The organism is Sphingomonas sp. JC676, assembly GCF_014489075.1.
Classification (GTDB): domain Bacteria; phylum Pseudomonadota; class Alphaproteobacteria; order Sphingomonadales; family Sphingomonadaceae; genus Sphingomonas.
Genome location: NZ_JACTGR010000006.1, coordinates 48,328 through 65,154, shown reverse-complemented (window position 1 = coordinate 65,154; position 16,827 = coordinate 48,328). Strand labels below are relative to the sequence as shown.

Genomic DNA, 16,827 nt, shown 5'->3' with positions numbered 1-16,827 from the left:
CCTGACAGGCCCGCTAATCGCCGCGGTGATCTTCGCGCGGTCCGCGTTGCGCCTCGGCCGCCTTGCGCAGCGGTTCGAGCGCCGCGCGCAGGCGATCGGAGGTCTCCTGCAACGACTTGCTCATCGTCACCACATCGTCCGCAATGATGCCGGCGCCCGCAACAGCGCGGCGGGTATCGTCGTGAAGCCGCTTCTCGAATTCGGGATCGCGGCGTCGCTCGATGTCGCGCAGCGTGTCGTTCGGGCGGATATCGTCCTCCGGATCGGCATAATGGGCGAGCGGACCGACCTTCGTGTCGAGCACGATGCCGGCTAGGTTGCTCATCGTCGCGGCGACGGCTTCCTGCACCATCGGATTCTTGAGCGCCTGCGCGACCGCGGCGCCCTGGTCGCGCGACTGCGCCATGGCAGGCACGGCGATGGTGCAGAGGATAGCGGCGGTGGAGACAAGACGCATGTTACGCTCCCGAGTCGTCAGGATCTGGCAGCGCTTATATCACAATCGCTTAGCCGTGGCTGAACAGTGTTGATCTACCTTTCCGTCATCCCGCGAAAGGGGGGACCCGAGCCAAGCGGGACATTGCCTGCGACCCTGGATCCCCGCTTTCGCGGGGATGACGGGAAAGCGGGGATGCCTATTCCGCCGCCACCGCCTCGACGCTGTCGTCGAGCGGATAGGGGAGGCGGGTCAGCATCTCCTTCGGCACTACCTGCCAGAACTGGCCGACCGCGCGATCCCATTCGTCGAGCAGCCCGCGCGACCATTTGCTGTCGGTCGCCTCGGCATGTGCCTCGACCAACGCGCGCAGCTTGCCCTCCCAATGCTCGGAAGCGAGCCGCTGCCAGACGATGTTCTCCGGGTTGGCGCGGCGCTCGAAGCTGCCATCGGCGTCGTAGACGAACGCCATGCCGCCGGTCATGCCCGCGCCGAAGTTCATGCCGACCTTGCCGAGTACAACCGCCGTGCCGCCGGTCATATATTCGCAGCCATTCGCGCCACAGCCTTCGACCACCACTTCGGCGCCCGAATTGCGCACCGCGAAGCGCTCGCCCGCCTGGCCCGCGGCGAACAGCCGGCCCGAGGTTGCGCCATAGAGCACGGTGTTGCCGATGATTGTGTTGTTCCAGCTCTCAAGCGGTGAACTGACCATCTGGCGCACGACGATGACGCCGCCCGAGAGCCCCTTGCCGACATAGTCGTTGGCGTCGCCGAACACCTCCAGCGTGATGCCCTTGCACAGGAACGCGCCGAGCGACTGGCCGGCGCTGCCGCGCAGCCGCACTTGGACGTGATGGTCGGCGAGGGTGGACATGCCGAATCTGCGCGTCACCTCGCTCGACAGCCGCGTGCCGACCGCGCGGTGGGTGTTCCGCACCGAATAGGTAAGCTGCATCTTCTCGCCGCGCGAGAAGACCGCCGCCGCGTCGTTGATCATCTGCGCGTCGAGGCTGTCGGGCACTTCGTTGCGGAAGGTCGACAGGCTGAAGCGCCGCTCGGCATCGTCGGCATCGACCTTGGCGAGCACCGGATTCAAGTCGAGATCGTCGAGATGCTCGGCGCCGCGGCTGACCTGGCGGAGCAGCTCGGTGCGGCCGATCACTTCGTCGAGGCTCTTGAAGCCGAGCTTGGCGAGAATCTCGCGGACTTCCTCGGCGATGAAGGTCATCAGGTTGATGACCTTTTCCGGCGAGCCGACGAACTTGGCACGGAGCTTCGGATCCTGGGTGCAGACGCCCACGGGACAGGTGTTCGAATGGCACTGGCGCACCATGATACAGCCCATCGCTACCAGGCTGAGCGTGCCGATGCCGAATTCCTCGGCGCCCAGGATCGCGGCGATGACGATGTCGCGCCCGGTCTTGAGCCCGCCATCGGTGCGGAGCTTCACCCGGCCGCGCAGGCCGTTGAGCGTGAGCGTCTGGTTGACCTCGGACAGGCCCATCTCCCAGGGCGTGCCGGCATATTTGACCGAGGTGAGCGGCGAGGCGCCGGTGCCGCCGACATGGCCGGCGACGAGGATGACGTCGGCATGGGCCTTGGCGACGCCAGCCGCGACCGTGCCGATGCCCGCCGAGCTGACCAACTTCACGCACACGCGGGCGCGCGGGTTGATCATCTTGAGGTCGTAGATGAGCTGCGCCAGGTCCTCGATCGAATAGATGTCGTGGTGCGGCGGCGGCGAGATCAGGGTCACGCCCGGCGTCGCGTGGCGCAGCTTGGCGATGAACTCGGTCACCTTGAAGCCTGGCAGCTGGCCGCCCTCGCCGGGCTTCGCCCCTTGCGCGACCTTGATCTCGATCTCGTCGCAGGCGTTCAGATATTCCGCGGTCACGCCGAAACGGCCCGAGGCGATCTGCTTGATGACGGAGTTGGCGTTGTCGCCGTTTTCGTAGGGCGAGTAGCGCGCCGAATCCTCGCCGCCCTCGCCCGACACTGCCTTCGCGCCGATGCGGTTCATCGCGATCGCGAGCGTCTCATGCGCTTCCGGGCTCAAGGCGCCTAGCGACATGCCGGGAGTGACAAAGCGCTTGCGGATCTCGGTGATCGCCTCGACCTGGTCGATCGGCATGGCTTCGGAGGGGAAGTTGAACTCGAGCAGGTCGCGCAGATAGACCGGCGGCATATCACGCACGCCACGCGAGAATTGCAGGTAGGAGGAATAGCTGTCGGTCGCGACTGCGGTCTGCAGCAGGTGCATCAGCTGCGCCGAATAGGCATGCGTCTCACCGCCTGCACGCTGGCGATAGAAGCCGCCGATCGGCAGCGTCGCGACTTCGCGGTCGAACGCCGCTTCGTGGCGCATCATCGCGTTCAGGTGCAGCGAGGCATAGCCTTCGCCCGAGATCTTGGCGGGCATGCCTGGGAACAGGTCGTTGACCAGCGCGCGGGAAAGCCCGACCGCCTCGAAATTATAGCCGCCGCGATAGGAGGAGATCACCGCGATCCCCATCTTCGACAGGATCTTGAGCAGCCCCTCGTCGATCGCCTTGCGGTGGCGCTTGAGGCATTCCTCGAGGCTGAGATCGCCGAACAGGTTGCGCGCATGGCGATCGGCGATCGAGGCCTCGGCGAGATAGGCGTTCACCGTCGTCGCGCCGACGCCGATCAGCACCGCATAATAATGCGTGTCGAGGCATTCGGCAGTGCGGACGTTGACGCTGGCATAGGAGCGCAGGCCCCGCCGCACGAGATGCGTATGCACCGCCGCAGCCGCCAGCACCCCGGCGATAGCGACCTTGTCCGGTCCGAGATGCTCGTCGGTGAGGAACAGTTCGGTGCAGCCGGCGCGCACCGCCTGCTCGGCCTCGTAGCGGATGCGCTTGATCGCCTGGCGCAGCTCGTCGGCGCCGCCGGTGACTGCGAAGGTGCAGTCGATCTCGGCGGATTGGCCGCCGAAATGGCTGCGCAGCCGCTCCCAGTCGGCATTGGTGAGGACCGGGCTTTCGAGCACGAGCACGCGGCTCGCCCCTCCCTGCGCGTCGAGGATGTTGGCGAGATTGCCGAAGCGCGTCTTGAGCGACATCACATGGCGCTCGCGCAGCGGATCGATCGGCGGGTTGGTGACCTGGCTGAAATTCTGGCGGAAGAACTGGCTGATCAGCCGGGGCTTGTCCGAGATGACGGCGAGCGGCGTATCGTCGCCCATCGATCCGATCGCCTCCTTGGCAGTCTCGACCATCGGCGCGAGGATCAGTTCCATGTCCTCGAGCGTCTGCCCGGCTGCGACCTGGCGACGAGTAAGCTCGGCGCGCTCGAAGCGCAGCGGATCGCCCTCGGGCGCGGGAAGATCGTCGATGCCCATGAACTCGCCGATCATCGAAGCGTAATCGGCCTCGCCGGCGATCCGGTCCTTGATCGCAAGATCGTCGAGCAGCACGCCTTCCTGAAGATCGACCGCGATCATCTGACCCGGACCGAGCCGGCCCTTGGCGACGACATTGCCCTCGGCGACCTGGACCATACCGGTCTCGGAGCCGACGATCAGCAGCCCGTCCGACGTCTGGGTATAGCGCAGCGGACGCAGCGCGTTGCGGTCCATGCCCGCCACCGCCCAGCGGCCGTCGGTCATCGCCAGCGCGGCGGGGCCGTCCCAAGGCTCCATCACCGAGGCGAGATATTTGTACATCGAGAGGTGCGTCTCGGGCGTGTCGTCGCCCATCGCTTCGGGCACGAGCATCAGCTTGGCGGTCGGCGCGTCGCGGCCCGAGCGGCAGATCGCCTCGAACACCGCATCGAGCGCGGCGGTGTCCGATGCGCCGGCCGGAATCACCGGCTTGATGTCCTCTGATTGCTCGCCGAACGCGATGCTCGCCATCTTGATCTCGTGGCTGAGCATCCAGTTCTTGTTGCCGCGGATCGTGTTGATCTCGCCATTGTGCGCGAGGCAGCGGAACGGCTGCGCCAACCACCATTGCGGGAAGGTGTTGGTCGAATAGCGCTGGTGGAAGATCGCGACGCGGCTCTCGAAGCGCTGGTCCTTGAGGTCGGGATAGAAGTCCGACAGCGATTCGGCGAGGAACAGCCCCTTGTAGATGATCGAGCGGCACGACAGCGAGCAGATGTAGAATCCGCTGATCTGCGCCTCGATCACGCGCTTCTCGATCCGGCGGCGGATCAGATAGAGATTCTTCTCGAACTCAGCGGCATCGACATCGCCCGGCATCGGTCCGGCGATCATGATCTGCTCGATCTCGGGGCGCGTCGCCTGCGCCTTGAGGCCGATCACCGAGACGTCGACCGGCACCTGGCGCCAGCCATAGATGGTGTAGCCCGCGCTGATCACTTCCGATTCGACCAGGGTGCGGCAGGTCTCCTGCGCGCCGAGATCGGTGCGCGGCAGGAAGACCATGCCGACCGCGAGCCGGTTCTTGCGCACGCGGTGGCCGCCCGCGGCGATCGCGTCGTCGAAGAAGCGCGCAGGCAGATCGACATGCAGGCCGGCGCCGTCGCCGGTCTTGCCGTCGGCATCGACCGCGCCGCGATGCCACACCGCCTTGAGCGCATCGATCGCCGACTGGACGACGCGGCGGCTCGCCTGGCCGTCGGTGGCGGCGACCAGGCCCACGCCGCAGGCATCGCCCTCGAACTCGGGACGATACATGCCTTCGCGCGCCATGCGCTCACGTTCGCTCTGGGAGACACCGGACATCGCTATCATTCCTTCTCGCCGTGCTCGGCGATGAACTTCTGGACCGTATCGATCGCAAGCTTCTGCAACTGCGCGCTGTTTTCGGATTCGTTCGCCCATTCGACCGCCAGCGCCTGGATGCGGGGCGCGAGCGCACCGGCCTTGCTGCCTGCCGGCGTGACCGCGAAGCGCACAACCGCGGCCTGTTCGTCGGCCGTCAGCCGGTCGCCGAGCTTGTCCATACCGGTCGTGAGACCTTTACGCAGCGAGTCGGTCGAAATCTTGTTGTCCTCCGACTCGATGGATTCTTTGACCGCGGCCGAGAAGTCGGTCTCAGCCGTCATGACCTGAATGACTTTCGCGCCCGCCGGCGAGCGATAAAATTGCAGGGCCGCGCGAATTTCCGCGTCGGTCAGGTTCTGCGCGTAGAGCGTACCTATCCGGTCCCATAGGAGCGGCAGGCGCTGGATCGTCTGCTCGAGCGCCGCCGGCATGACCGCGTCGAGCAGCGCCTTGATGACGCCCGGATAGGCCTGTTCGGCCATCTTGAGATCGGGATCGGCGGCCAGCGCCTGCGGGAAGGTCTGGGCAATCATCTTCGCGCCCTGCGCGCGCGTGATCTCCTCGCTGTTGAGCAACCGGGCCAGTTCGACACCCAACACTTTGCGCGCAGGATCGATGGCCTGCGCGCTGGCTGGCGCAGTGGCGACCACGGCATTTCCCGCAACCGCCGCCAAGAACAGCAACGCGAAGCGCACAGAGAAAGTGTCCGCGCTCATTTGCTCTTCGCCAGGAATTCGGCCGTCGCCGCTGCCGCGAGCTTGCGCAGCCGCGCTTCGTTGGCGGCGATCATCTGCGCCGTCCAGCTCTGGCTGGCGGCCGAGATCTTGGGCGTCACCGACTGCATCTTCTGCGCGGCGCTGCTTGTGCCGAACGCCATCAGCGCCGGATAGTCGTCGGGCGTCAGGTTCGTCATGGCCGCATCGACGATGCTCTGCTGCATCTCGGCCTGGGTCCGGTCCGGCCTGTCGCCGATCGACCGATAGATCTGCGCCTTCATCTTGATCCCGGTGGGACTGGAGAAGAAGGCGAGCGTGTCGGCGATCTCGCCCGCCGTCATTTCGGCGGTCACGATCGCACCCAGGTCACGCCGCAGATCGGGAAGCGCACGGCTGAGGATCGCCTGGAATTCCGGACGGACCTTTCCGGTGACATATTCCTTCATCCCGGGGTGCGCGTCATAGACCTTGCGGAGTTCGGGGTCGATGAGATCGCCCTGGTTCACGCCATATTCGAGCGCGCGCCCGCCTAGATCGAGAATATCGTCCTGCGAGGCCAGGATGCCGATCAGCTTCTCGACATCCGCCCGCGCGTCAGCCGCCACCGCGCGCGGCGCCGGATGCGCGGCGGCGTGGCCCGGGAACGCCAGGGCCAGCGCCAGCATGGCAACAAGCGACTTCATCGATTCCATTTCCTTCAAGCCGCCTGTGCGGAGGCATCCGCATGGGCACGCATCCAGGCATGCATGTGCGCCGCTACGTCGCGGCCGTCGCGAATCGCCCAGACGACGAGACTCGCGCCGCGTACAATATCGCCCGCCGCAAATACGCCGTCGAGGCTCGTCATCATCGTCTTGCCGTCGGTGCGCACAGTGCCCCAGCGCGTCACGCCAAGTCCATCGGCGTTGAAAAGCCTGGGCAGATCCTCCGCCTCGAAGCCCAAAGCCTTGATCACCAGATCGGCCTGGAGCTGGAAGCCGCCGCCGGGATCGAGCTCGGGCGCGCGGCGGCCGCTGGCGTCGGGCGCGCCGAGCCGCATTCGCGTGGCGCGCACGCCGGTCACCGCGTCGCCCCCATTGCCCTCGCTATCGAACGCCTCGGGCGCGGAGAGCCAGACGAACTCGACGCCTTCCTCCTCGGCATTGGCGACTTCGCGCTGCGAGCCGGGCATGTTGGCGCGGTCGCGGCGATAGAGGCACTTCACCGAAGCCGCGCCCTGGCGAACCGCGGTGCGCACGCAGTCCATCGCGGTGTCGCCGCCGCCGACCACGACGACATGCTTGCCTTCGGCATCGAGGCTACCGTCGTCGAACTCGGGCACCGCGTCGCCGAATCCCTTGCGGTTGGACGCGGTGAGATAGTCGAGCGCCTCGACCACGCCTGCGGCGCCGACGCCCGGCGCCTTGATCGCGCGGGCCTTGTAGACGCCGGTAGCGATCAGGATCGTGTCGTGGCGCGCGCGCAGATCGCCCAGGGTCGCGTCGCGGCCGACTTCGAAGCCGCGATGGAAGACGATGCCGGCTTCCTCGAGCCGTTCGACGCGACGCTGGACGACATACTTTTCGAGCTTGAAGCCGGGGATGCCGTAGGTGAGCAGTCCGCCTGAGCGATCGTGGCGATCATAGATATGGACGTCATAGCCCATTTCGCGAAGATACTCGGCTGCAGCCAGACCGGCGGGGCCGGCGCCGATCACACCGACCGACTGGCCCTTGGGCCGCCCGACATGGACCGGCTCGACCCAGCCCTGTTCCCAGGCCGTGTCGGTGATGAACTTTTCGACCGATCCGATCGTGACCGCGCCGTGGCCGGAGAATTCGATGACGCAATTGCCTTCGCACAGCCTGTCCTGCGGGCAGATGCGGCCGCAGATCTCGGGCATGGTCGAAGTGCTGTTTGACAGCTGATAGGCTTCTCGGAGGCGCCCCTCGGCGGTCAGCCGCAGCCAGTCGGGGATGTGGTTATGGAGCGGGCAATGCACCGAGCAATAAGGCACGCCGCATTGCGAGCAGCGCCCGGACTGCTCCTCGGCATCGGGTATTGCATAGCGATCGGCGATCTCGCGAAAGTCCTCCGCGCGCAGCTCCGCCGCGCGCTTTTCCGGATAGACCTGCCCGGTCCCCACGAATTTGAGCATTGCATCATCGGCCATGGCGCTCGCCTATCGCGCGAGCGGCAGAAATAAAAGGCAGTATTACTTACCTATATATCGATTCGGATTGCCGCGGCCTGATTTTCCGGCGTTTTGAAACAAAATAAGAGGCCGTAACGGACCTATCGGAGCGTCAGCCAGATCAAGGCGCTCACTCCCGCTACGATTCGATACCAGGCAAAAGGTGCGAATCCGTGCTTGCTGACGATGCCGACGAACCATTTGATCACCAGGATCGCGACGACGAAGGCGACCACGAAGCCCACGCCAATCTCGCTCCAGCCCACACGGCCTGAGGTGATCGCGTCGTGGTTCTTGGCGAGCTCGAGCACGGTCGCGCCGAGCATCGTCGGGATTGCGAGGAAGAAGCTGAACTCGGCCGCGGTGCGCCGCTCTACCCCCAACGACAGCGCACCCATGATCGTCGCACCCGAGCGGCTCACGCCCGGGATCATCGAGATGCACTGGATGAAGCCGATGCCGATCACGCGCACCAGCGGAATCTCGGCAATGCCGTGGATCGTGGCGTTCTTGATCAGCCGCTCGATCACCAGGATCGCGATACCGCCCAGGATCAACGCCCAGGCGACCACCTTGGGCGCGCCCAACATCGCCTCGATCTGCTTGTGCAGCGCCAGCCCGATTACCGCGGCCGGAATGAAGGCCACCACCAGGTTGCGCAGGAAGCGCCACGATGTCGGATTGCGCTGGAGCAGCCCAAGCGCGACCGCCCAAAAGGTGCGCCAGTAGAGCACCACCACCGCGAGGATCGCGCCGAGCTGGATGATGACGTTGAACATCGCCCATTGCGCGGCGTCATAGCCCATCAGCTCGCTGGCGAGGATCAGGTGTCCCGTCGACGAGACGGGCAGGAATTCGGTCACGCCTTCGACGATGCCGAGCAGGATCGCGACGAGAAGTTCGGTCATATGCAGGGGGCTCCGGTTGGACGCGGGTCCGTGGCCGGGGCGAACCCCTGGCTAGATGCAATATTCAGGCGGCCTCGCCCACACGGCCGAAACGCCCGTGGCGCCGGAAGCGGACGAGCCAGGCGGGCGCGACGCTGGCGAGCGGCGCCGGCGTGATGCCGAACGCGGTGATGCCCTCGGCACCCGCGGACGCGACATTGTCGTGCTGGAGCATGCGCCACTGGTCGCCGGTGATCGGGGCGCCAGGGAGGAAGCCGAACGCGGCGATCATGCCGCCGAGCGCATCGGGAAGCTCGACGAAGCTCCGACGGCTGCCGATCGCGTCGCCGATCCAATGGAACAGCTCGGACATGGTCAGCACGTCGGGGCCGCCCAGTTCATAGATCTTGCCGCCATGCGCGTCCGGATCGGCGAGCGCGGCCACCGCCGCCTGCGCGACATCGGCAACATAGACGGGCTGGAAGCGCACCGTTCCGCGCAACACCGGCACCACCGGCGTCGAGGCGATCATGCTGGCGAATCGGTTCACGAACGCGTCCTCGCGACCGAACATCAGCGAGGGACGGAAGATCGTCGCGTTCGGAAACGCTTCGCGCATGGCCAGCTCGCCTTCGGCCTTGGTGCGGCCATAGGCGGAGGGCGATTGGGGATCGGCGCCGAGCGCGGAGACGTGGAGCAGCACTTCGACACCCGCCGCGCGGGCCGCGACGGCGACGTTGCGCGCACCCGCGACATGCACCGCCTGGAAATCGCCGTTCAGGATGCCGACCAGGTTGACCACCGCGTCCGAGCCCTGCACCGCGCGCGTGATCGTCTGGGGCTGGGTGATGTCGCCGGCGACGAACTGGGTCTGGCCGAGCCCGCCCAGGGGCTTCAGGAACCAGGCGTCGCGGGGCCGCCGCTCGACCACACGCACGCGCGCCCCGGCGCGCAGCAGCTCCTGGGTGACGTAGCGGCCGAGAAAGCCCCCGCCGCCGATCAGGGTTACCAGCTTGTCCTTCATGCGTGCCTCGATGCGTCTGTCGCGAGCCGCCTCCCATGCCGCGCGGCGCCGCAAACGGCAAGCCATCGCGGCACCTTCGAATTTCGGCGAAGGGCGCGGTTGACAACCCGCCCGACGCTCCCCTAGAGCCCCCCGCCTACCCCGTGCCCAGATGGCGGAATTGGTAGACGCACCAGCTTCAGGTGCTGGCGGTCGCAAGGCCGTGGAGGTTCGAGTCCTCTTCTGGGCACCATTTTCCAGTCCGGGGACGCCTGCGAACGTCCCATAGACCGGTCGCAAAGCATTTTTGCTAACTCGTCGGCGTGGTTCGGACGGATCCGGCCGCAGATTACAACTATATTCTTAGTCGATAAAGCGGGCGAACTCCTGATTGTCGCGCGATGGGCTTCGGCCTAATCAGCGCCAGGCTTCGGGAGCGGCGAATGATCGAGATTGCGTCAGAAAATCTATCGGCAACGATCAATCCGTTCGGTGCCGAGCTCAGCCATCTGCGCGACGCCGAAGGGCGCGAACTGATGACCGATGCCGATCCGGCCTTCTGGACGGGGCGGGCGCCGTTGCTCTTCCCGATCGTCGGGCGGCTGGTGGACGACAAGTACCGGCTGGAAGGCGTGGAGTATGCGCTGCCGTCGCACGGCTTTGCCCGGCGACAGATGTTCGAGGCTGTAGAGCACGCGGCAGATCGCGCGGTGTTCCGGCTGGCGGACAATGACGCGACGCGGGCGGTCTATCCCTTCGCCTTTACGGTCGACGCAGCGTTCACGCTGGCGGGGACGACATTGTCGATCGACATTACCGTCACCAATCGCGGTGACACGGCGATGCCTGCGAGCTTCGGCTTCCATCCGGCATTCGCCTGGCCGCTACCCTATGGTCGGCCGCGCGGCGATCATCGCATCCTGTTCGAGAAGGACGAGCCGTCCGATCTCTCGGCGATCGTACTGGGCGGGTGGATCGACGAGCATGGCTGGCCGAGCCCGCTCGACGGGCGTGAACTCAGGCTGACCGACGCGCTGTTCGAGCGCGATGCGCTCATCTGGGCGAAGGTCGAGAGCCAGTCGGTGCGCTATGACGGCGGGGAGGGGCCGAGGCTGCGGGTCGATTTTCCCGATACGCCGAGTCTGGGAATCTGGACCAAGCCGGGCGCACATTTCGTCTGCGTCGAGCCCTGGCACGGCATCGCCGACCCGATCGGCTTTTCCGGCGGGATCTGGGACAAGCCCGGCATCCTGCGTTTCGAGCCTGGCCAGAGCCGGACCTTCAGCATGCAGGTGACGTTGGAGCCGTGAGCCGAGTCCTGCTGTCGCATCGCGGGCGCGAAAACCGGTTCCCACTTTTCGCTGCGATGCTCTAGAGGGCCGCGATGTCTGTTTCTGACCGCCGCACCTTCGCGATCATTTCTCACCCCGATGCGGGCAAGACCACGCTAACCGAGAAGCTGTTGCTGTTCGGCGGCGCGATCCATCTCGCCGGCGAAGTGAAGGCGCGCGGCGCTGCCCGGCGCGCGCGTTCGGACTGGATGAAGATCGAGCAGCAGCGCGGCATCTCGGTGACCAGCTCGGTGATGACCTTCGAGCGCGAGGGGATCACCTTCAACCTGCTCGACACGCCGGGCCACGAGGACTTCTCGGAGGACACCTATCGCACGCTGACCGCGGTCGATTCGGCGGTGATGGTGATCGACGTCGCCAAGGGCATCGAGAGCCAGACGCGCAAACTGTTCGAGGTCTGCCGGCTGCGCAACGTGCCGATCATCACCTTTGTCAACAAGGTCGACCGCGAGGGGCGCGAGGTATTCGATATCCTCGACGAGGTGGCGAATCTGCTTGCGCTTGACGTGACGCCGATGACCTGGCCGGTGGGCATGGGCGGGACGTTCGAGGGGATCTACGACCTTGCCAACAAGCGCCTGCTGCTGCCCGAGGGCGACAGCCGCGAATTTCACGGCAAGGTGATCCAGACGAGGGGGCTCGACGATCCGCAGCTCGATGCGATCCTCTCGGCGGACAATCTTGCCAAGCTGCGCGACGATGTCGAGCTGGCACAGGTCGGCTATCCCGAATTCGACGCGGCCGCCTATCGGCATGGCGACCTGACGCCGGTCTATTTCGGATCGGCGCTCAAGGAATTCGGCGTCGATTCGCTGATCAACGCGATCGCCGAGTTCGCCCCGCCGCCGCGCGCCCAGCCGGCCGAACCGGCGCCGGTCGAGCCGACCCGCGACGAAGTCACCGGCTTCATATTCAAGGTCCAGGCGAACATGGACCCCAACCACCGCGACCGCATCGCGTTCATGCGGCTGTGCTCGGGCACCTTCAAGCGCGGCATGAAGCTGACGCCGACCGGGCATGGCAAGCCGATCGCGATCCACTCGCCAATCCTGTTCTTCGCCCGCGAGCGCGAGCTGGCGGACGAGGCGTTTCCCGGCGACATCATCGGCATCCCGAACCACGGCACCTTGCGCGTGGGCGATACGCTCTCCGAGCGCGCAGACGTGCGCTTCACCGGACTGCCCAATTTCGCGCCCGAAATCCTGCGCCGCGTGGTGCTCAAGGACCCGACCAAGACCAAGCAGCTGCGCAAGGCACTGGACGACATGGCCGAAGAGGGTGTGACCCAGGTCTTCTATCCCGACATCGGCTCGAACTGGATCATCGGCGTGGTGGGGCAGCTCCAGCTCGACGTGCTGCTCTCGCGGCTGGACGCGGAGTACAAGGTCGCGGCGGGGCTCGAAGTCGCGCCGTTCGAGACTGCGCGCTGGGTATCGGCCGAGGACCCGAAGGATCTGCAAGGCTTCATGGAGCTCAACCGCGGCGCGATGGCCAAGGACCGCGACGGCAACCCGGTGTTCATGGCCAAGTCCGCCTGGGAAATGGGCTATATCACCGACCGCTATGCCAAGGTGAGGTTCGCGGCGACGCGGGAGCGGTAAAAGGAGCCGGACGACCTTCGGCCGTCCGGCTCGTGTTCCGTAAGGCCCCGCCCTCGGAATGCCTGCATAGAATCGGCTATTACGACTCCCTCCGCGATTCCGGGGCTTACCGACTCGGTAGACTACCTAGTCCACCCAGTCCTTCGCCAGCCGCCGGCTCGCCAGCGCCATCAGCGCGCCCGCGACGAGATAGAGGCACAGCCCGGCGGCGATCGCGTAGCGCAATGCGTCTGTGCCGTAGCTGGGCGTCAGATGGTCCGAGAGCGCGCCGATCACCCAGGAGCCGAGCCCAAGGCCGATCAGATTGTTGATCAAGAGGAAGCTGGCCGAGGCGGTGGCGCGCATATGGGCGGGGACGAGGTGCTGGACCGCGGTCAGCACCGGGCCGAGCCAAACATAGACAAGCGCCTGGGGCAGCAGGAACAGCGCGAAGGCGGCCTGCCAGGTGCCCGAGAGCACGCCCGCGATGAACAAGGGTGTGCCGGCGACATAACAGATTGCCGGGGCCAGCGCGTACCAGCGGCGGTTGTTCGGTCCCAGGCGATCACCGAGCCAGCCGCCAAAAAGAATGCCCGCCACGCCGCCGGTGAGAAGGAGCGCACCGAAGAACTGCCCGACCTGACCGACATTCAGGCCATAGTTGCGCATGATCATGCTCGGCAGCCAGAAGGCGACGCCATAGCCGCACATCGACCCAGCCGCCGCGCCGAAGGCGAGCAGCCAGAAGCTGGGCTTGGCGGCGAGGATGCCGAAAACATAACTCAGCGGCACCTGATCGGCGGGCGCCACGGCGCGCGGGCGATCGTGTACGATCCACTTGAAGGCGGGCGCGATGACGAGCCCGAGCAGCCCGACGACGATGAACGCCGTCCGCCACTCGATATTCTGGGCGATATAGCCGCCGAGCAGCGCCCCCAGGGCGGCGCCCACCGGGATGCCGAGCGAATAGATCGACAGGGCGCGGGCACGTTTCTCCGCCGGATAATAGTCACCGATCAGAGCATAGCTGGGGGCGACGCCGCCCGCCTCGCCTACGCCGACGCCCAACCGGAACAGGAACATCTGAGTGAAGTTCTGCGCGACGCCGCACAAGGCGGTGAACGCGCTCCACACGCCGAGCGAGACGGTGATCACCCAGCTTCGGCTGGTCTTGTCGGCCAGCAGCGCGAGCGGGATCGCCAGCGTCGAATAGAGCGCCGCGAAGGCGAGGCCGCCGAGCATGCCGAGCTGGGTATCGGTGAGGTGCAGCGACGCCTTAACCGGCTGGGCAAGGATGCTGAGGATCTGCCGGTCAAGGAAATTGAAGGTGTAGACCAGCAGCAGCATTGCGAGGACGAGGCCGCGAGGGGCGGAGGCGTTAGTCGAAGCGGGCACCGGTAGCCTTTCGCCAAAATGCCCTCTCTCGCTTGCGGGAGAGGGTTGGGTGAGGGTCTGTAGTGGCCTCACCCGATGCGCTCAATCTTGCACGATTCACTCTCACCCGGACCCTCTCCCGCAAGCGGGAGAGGGGGAAGAAGGAAGCTTAGAATTTCAGGCCGAACGTCGCGAAGATCTGGCGGGGATTGCCGTAGAAGGCGGTGGCGATGCCTTCCTTGCCCAGCGTGGGGGTATAACCGCCCTGGGCATTTTTGATCGGTACGCCCGCGATCGTCGTGCTGATATATTGATAGCCCGAGGTCTTGTAGTGCTCGTCGGTCAGGTTCTTGCCGTGGAGGCCGATCGAATAGCGGCCATTCTCGCCAAAGCTGTAGGTCAAATGCGCGTCGAGCAGCGCATATCCCGGCTGATCGAGGAACGGGCTCGCCGTTTCGAACTGGTGCGTCAGGCTGCGATAGGAGAGCGTGCTCGACGCGGTCAGATCGCCATCGCCCACTGGAAGCGCGGCGCCGAGCGTGCCCGACAGCGTCCATTCGGGCGTGTTCTGGAACACGCGGACATTGGCGATGTCGACGCCGGTCGGCCCGATGAAGCGCTTATACTTGGCGTCGATATAGCCGAGCGTGCCGGTGAAGGTAATGTTCGACCCCGGCCCGGCGAAGCCGCGCGAGAGCACGGCGTTCGATTCGAGCTCGACGCCCTTGATATCGGCCTTGGCCGCGTTGGTGGTGATGCCGCAGAAGGTCTGGACGCCGCCGACCAGGCAGCCGACCGAACCCGGGATCTGGACGTCCGAATAGTCCGAATAGAAGCCGTCGAGCGCCCAGCTCAGGCGATGGTCGAACGCCGAGCCCTTCCAGCCGATCTCGTAGCTCTTCACCGTCTCCGGATCGAACGAGAGGTAGTTGTAGATGTCCTGATAGGTACGGCCCGCCGCCGGATTGCTGATCGGCGCCGAAGTGCCGGAGCCGCGCGGATCGAAGCCGCCGCCCTTGAAGCCTTCGGAATAGGACGCATAGATCATGTGGTTGTCGCTCGGCTTGAAGGCGAGCGAGGCGCGCGGGGTAAAGCGCTTGAAGTTGGCGGTGCCGTCGAAATTGGTGGAAGGCGCGCCGAACGGAACCGGCTTGCCGCCGAATTCGGAAGTCAGGCCGATATAATTGGCCTTGAACACATGGCTGCGGCGCTGATCCCAGGTGTAGCGGCCGCCGACGGTAAGACTGATTTGCGGCGTGATGTCGTAGGTGAAATCGCCGTAAATCGAGCTGGTCTCGGTGCGCACGTCGCCCGCGGTATAGGCGTTGAGGCCCGCAAGCGTGGTCGACAGCAGCACGCCGAAGCCGGTCTGCGCGGTGGCGCCCAGATAATAGAAGCCGACAATGCCGTTCAGCTTGTCGCTGTTGTAGAGCAGCTGGAATTCCTGGCTGGTCTGGCTGTTCTTGTAGATCGCCGGCACGTCGACATCGACCGAGGGCGTCGAATCGAAATCGATCGGCGCGTGCGACGTATCCTCGCGGTACGCGCTGATGCTGCGCAGCGTGATGCGATCGGAAATGTCGGCATTGACCGCCATCGAGACGCCGCCCGCCTCGACATCCTGCTTCGGATTGGTGAGGCCGGCATTGGTGTCATAGACGTTCGGGAGATAGGGCGAGCCGGTCAGCAGGCCGGCGAACAGGCGGTGGCCGTTGCGCGGTTGCGACTTGTCATGGGTATAGTCGCCGGTGATGCGGATCGACATGCGCTCGTCGGGCGTCTCGAATTCGAGCGTGCCGCGCGCGGCCCAGACGTCCTTGTTGTAATTCTCGGTGCCGAGATACTTGTTCTCGCCGAAGCCGTCGCGCGTCAGCCGCGCGCCCGACACGCCGATCTTGAACAGGTTGCCCAGCGGCATCGAGGCCCTGACGATCACGTCTGCCTGCTTGTACGAGCCATAGGTGCCCTTGACCGACAGCGTCGGCTTGTCCTCGAGCTTCCTGGTGACGTATTTCACCGCGCCACCGATCGTGTTGCGGCCATAGAGCGTGCCCTGCGGACCGCGCAGGATCTCGATCCGGTCGACATCGTAGATGTCGAGCACCGCCGCCTGGGGACGGTTGAGATAGATGTCGTCGAGATAGATGCCGATGCCAGCCTCGAAGCCCGGTACCGGATCCTGCTGGCCGACGCCGCGGATGAAGGCGGCGAGCGTCGAATTGGTGCCGCGGGCGTCCTTCAGCGTGGTGTTGGGGGTCGTGTTCTGGATGTCAGTCAGGTCGATCGCGCCCTGCTGCTCGAGCGCGGCGGCGGAAAAGGCAGTCACCGCGGTCGGCACGTCGAGCAGGCGCTCCTCGCGGCGGCGTGCCGTGACGACGATTTCGCCGCTGTCCTGCACGGCGGTCTCGTCGGACCGCGCGGCTGCATCGGTGGCGGCGCTGTCCTGGGCGAAGGCTGGGGCGGCGCCCAAAGCGGCGAAGGCGGCCCCGACAAACAATAGGGCGCGTGCAGACGGATTCAGGCGTGACATTGTATATCTCCTCCCCGGTG

11 protein-coding genes and 1 tRNA gene are annotated in these 16,827 nt (G+C 65.6%); 3 read left to right on the top strand and 9 right to left on the bottom strand.

Annotation, left to right across the window (positions count from 1 at the left end):
- Positions 1-13 precede the first annotated feature (13 nt).
- The 7 genes from IAG41_RS18705 to IAG41_RS18675 all read right to left on the bottom strand — a co-directional run bounded on the left by IAG41_RS18705 (position 14) and on the right by IAG41_RS18675 (position 9,992).
- The gene (locus IAG41_RS18705; RefSeq protein ID WP_187730197.1) at positions 14-457 is read right to left on the bottom strand and encodes a hypothetical protein; all 444 of its coding nucleotides are present in this window, start codon (positions 455-457) and stop codon (positions 14-16) included.
- 178 nt (positions 458-635) lie between these two features.
- Positions 636-5,150: a glutamate synthase large subunit gene (gene gltB, locus IAG41_RS18700; RefSeq protein ID WP_187730196.1), complete on the bottom strand. Its 4,515-nt coding sequence runs from the start codon at positions 5,148-5,150 to the stop codon at positions 636-638.
- A 5-nt stretch (positions 5,151-5,155) separates the two neighbouring features.
- On the bottom strand, positions 5,156-5,908 hold the full coding sequence (locus IAG41_RS18695; protein WP_187730195.1) for a DUF2059 domain-containing protein: 753 nt from the start codon (positions 5,906-5,908) through the stop codon (positions 5,156-5,158).
- Entirely contained in the window at positions 5,905-6,591 is a 687-nt protein-coding gene (locus IAG41_RS18690; protein WP_187730194.1) for a hypothetical protein, read from the bottom strand. Before IAG41_RS18690 ends, IAG41_RS18695 begins: the two co-directional genes overlap by 4 nt.
- Positions 6,592-6,605: 14 nt before the next feature.
- The gene (locus IAG41_RS18685) at positions 6,606-8,060 is read right to left on the bottom strand and encodes an NAD(P)-dependent oxidoreductase (protein WP_187730193.1); all 1,455 of its coding nucleotides are present in this window, start codon (positions 8,058-8,060) and stop codon (positions 6,606-6,608) included.
- A 122-nt stretch (positions 8,061-8,182) separates the two neighbouring features.
- Entirely contained in the window at positions 8,183-8,989 is an 807-nt protein-coding gene (locus IAG41_RS18680; RefSeq protein ID WP_187730192.1) for an undecaprenyl-diphosphate phosphatase, read from the bottom strand.
- A gap of 64 nt (positions 8,990-9,053) precedes the next feature.
- Positions 9,054-9,992: a complex I NDUFA9 subunit family protein gene (locus IAG41_RS18675; protein ID WP_187730191.1), complete on the bottom strand. Its 939-nt coding sequence runs from the start codon at positions 9,990-9,992 to the stop codon at positions 9,054-9,056.
- Positions 9,993-10,137: 145 nt separating this feature from the next.
- Between IAG41_RS18675 and IAG41_RS18670 the strand changes: the two genes are divergently transcribed.
- The 3 genes from IAG41_RS18670 (at position 10,138) to IAG41_RS18660 (ending at position 12,924) form a co-directional block, all read left to right on the top strand.
- Positions 10,138-10,224: transfer RNA gene (locus IAG41_RS18670), tRNA-Leu, on the top strand.
- A 190-nt stretch (positions 10,225-10,414) separates the two neighbouring features.
- The gene (locus IAG41_RS18665; protein ID WP_187730190.1) at positions 10,415-11,281 is read left to right on the top strand and encodes an aldose 1-epimerase family protein; all 867 of its coding nucleotides are present in this window, start codon (positions 10,415-10,417) and stop codon (positions 11,279-11,281) included.
- A 74-nt stretch (positions 11,282-11,355) separates the two neighbouring features.
- Positions 11,356-12,924 (top strand): peptide chain release factor 3, encoded by a 1,569-nt coding sequence (locus IAG41_RS18660; RefSeq protein ID WP_187730189.1) that lies wholly within the window; start codon positions 11,356-11,358, stop codon positions 12,922-12,924.
- 126 nt (positions 12,925-13,050) lie between these two features.
- Here IAG41_RS18660 and IAG41_RS18655 read toward each other — a convergent pair whose 3' ends face one another.
- Together IAG41_RS18655 and IAG41_RS18650 are read right to left on the bottom strand one after the other, a co-directional pair.
- On the bottom strand, positions 13,051-14,250 hold the full coding sequence (locus IAG41_RS18655) for a spinster family MFS transporter (RefSeq protein WP_187730496.1): 1,200 nt from the start codon (positions 14,248-14,250) through the stop codon (positions 13,051-13,053).
- 196 nt (positions 14,251-14,446) lie between these two features.
- Positions 14,447-16,807 (bottom strand): TonB-dependent receptor, encoded by a 2,361-nt coding sequence (locus tag IAG41_RS18650; RefSeq protein ID WP_187730188.1) that lies wholly within the window; start codon positions 16,805-16,807, stop codon positions 14,447-14,449.
- Positions 16,808-16,827 lie beyond the last annotated feature (20 nt).

Bases quoted from the DNA above. Each gene is read 5' to 3' on its own strand.
- IAG41_RS18655 (WP_187730496.1), bottom strand. From the start codon at position 14,250: ATGCTGCTGCTGGTCTACACCTTCAATTTCCTTGACCGGCAGATCCTC.
- IAG41_RS18660 (WP_187730189.1), top strand. From the start codon at position 11,356: ATGTCTGTTTCTGACCGCCGCACCTTCGCGATCATTTCTCACCCCGAT.
- IAG41_RS18680 (WP_187730192.1), bottom strand. From the start codon at position 8,989: ATGACCGAACTTCTCGTCGCGATCCTGCTCGGCATCGTCGAAGGCGTG.
- IAG41_RS18675 (WP_187730191.1), bottom strand. From the start codon at position 9,992: ATGAAGGACAAGCTGGTAACCCTGATCGGCGGCGGGGGCTTTCTCGGC.
- IAG41_RS18695 (WP_187730195.1), bottom strand. From the start codon at position 5,908: ATGAGCGCGGACACTTTCTCTGTGCGCTTCGCGTTGCTGTTCTTGGCG.
- IAG41_RS18685 (WP_187730193.1), bottom strand. From the start codon at position 8,060: ATGGCCGATGATGCAATGCTCAAATTCGTGGGGACCGGGCAGGTCTAT.
- IAG41_RS18705 (WP_187730197.1), bottom strand. From the start codon at position 457: ATGCGTCTTGTCTCCACCGCCGCTATCCTCTGCACCATCGCCGTGCCT.
- gltB (WP_187730196.1), bottom strand. From the start codon at position 5,150: ATGTCCGGTGTCTCCCAGAGCGAACGTGAGCGCATGGCGCGCGAAGGC.
- IAG41_RS18665 (WP_187730190.1), top strand. From the start codon at position 10,415: ATGATCGAGATTGCGTCAGAAAATCTATCGGCAACGATCAATCCGTTC.
- IAG41_RS18690 (WP_187730194.1), bottom strand. From the start codon at position 6,591: ATGAAGTCGCTTGTTGCCATGCTGGCGCTGGCCCTGGCGTTCCCGGGC.
- IAG41_RS18650 (WP_187730188.1), bottom strand. From the start codon at position 16,807: ATGTCACGCCTGAATCCGTCTGCACGCGCCCTATTGTTTGTCGGGGCC.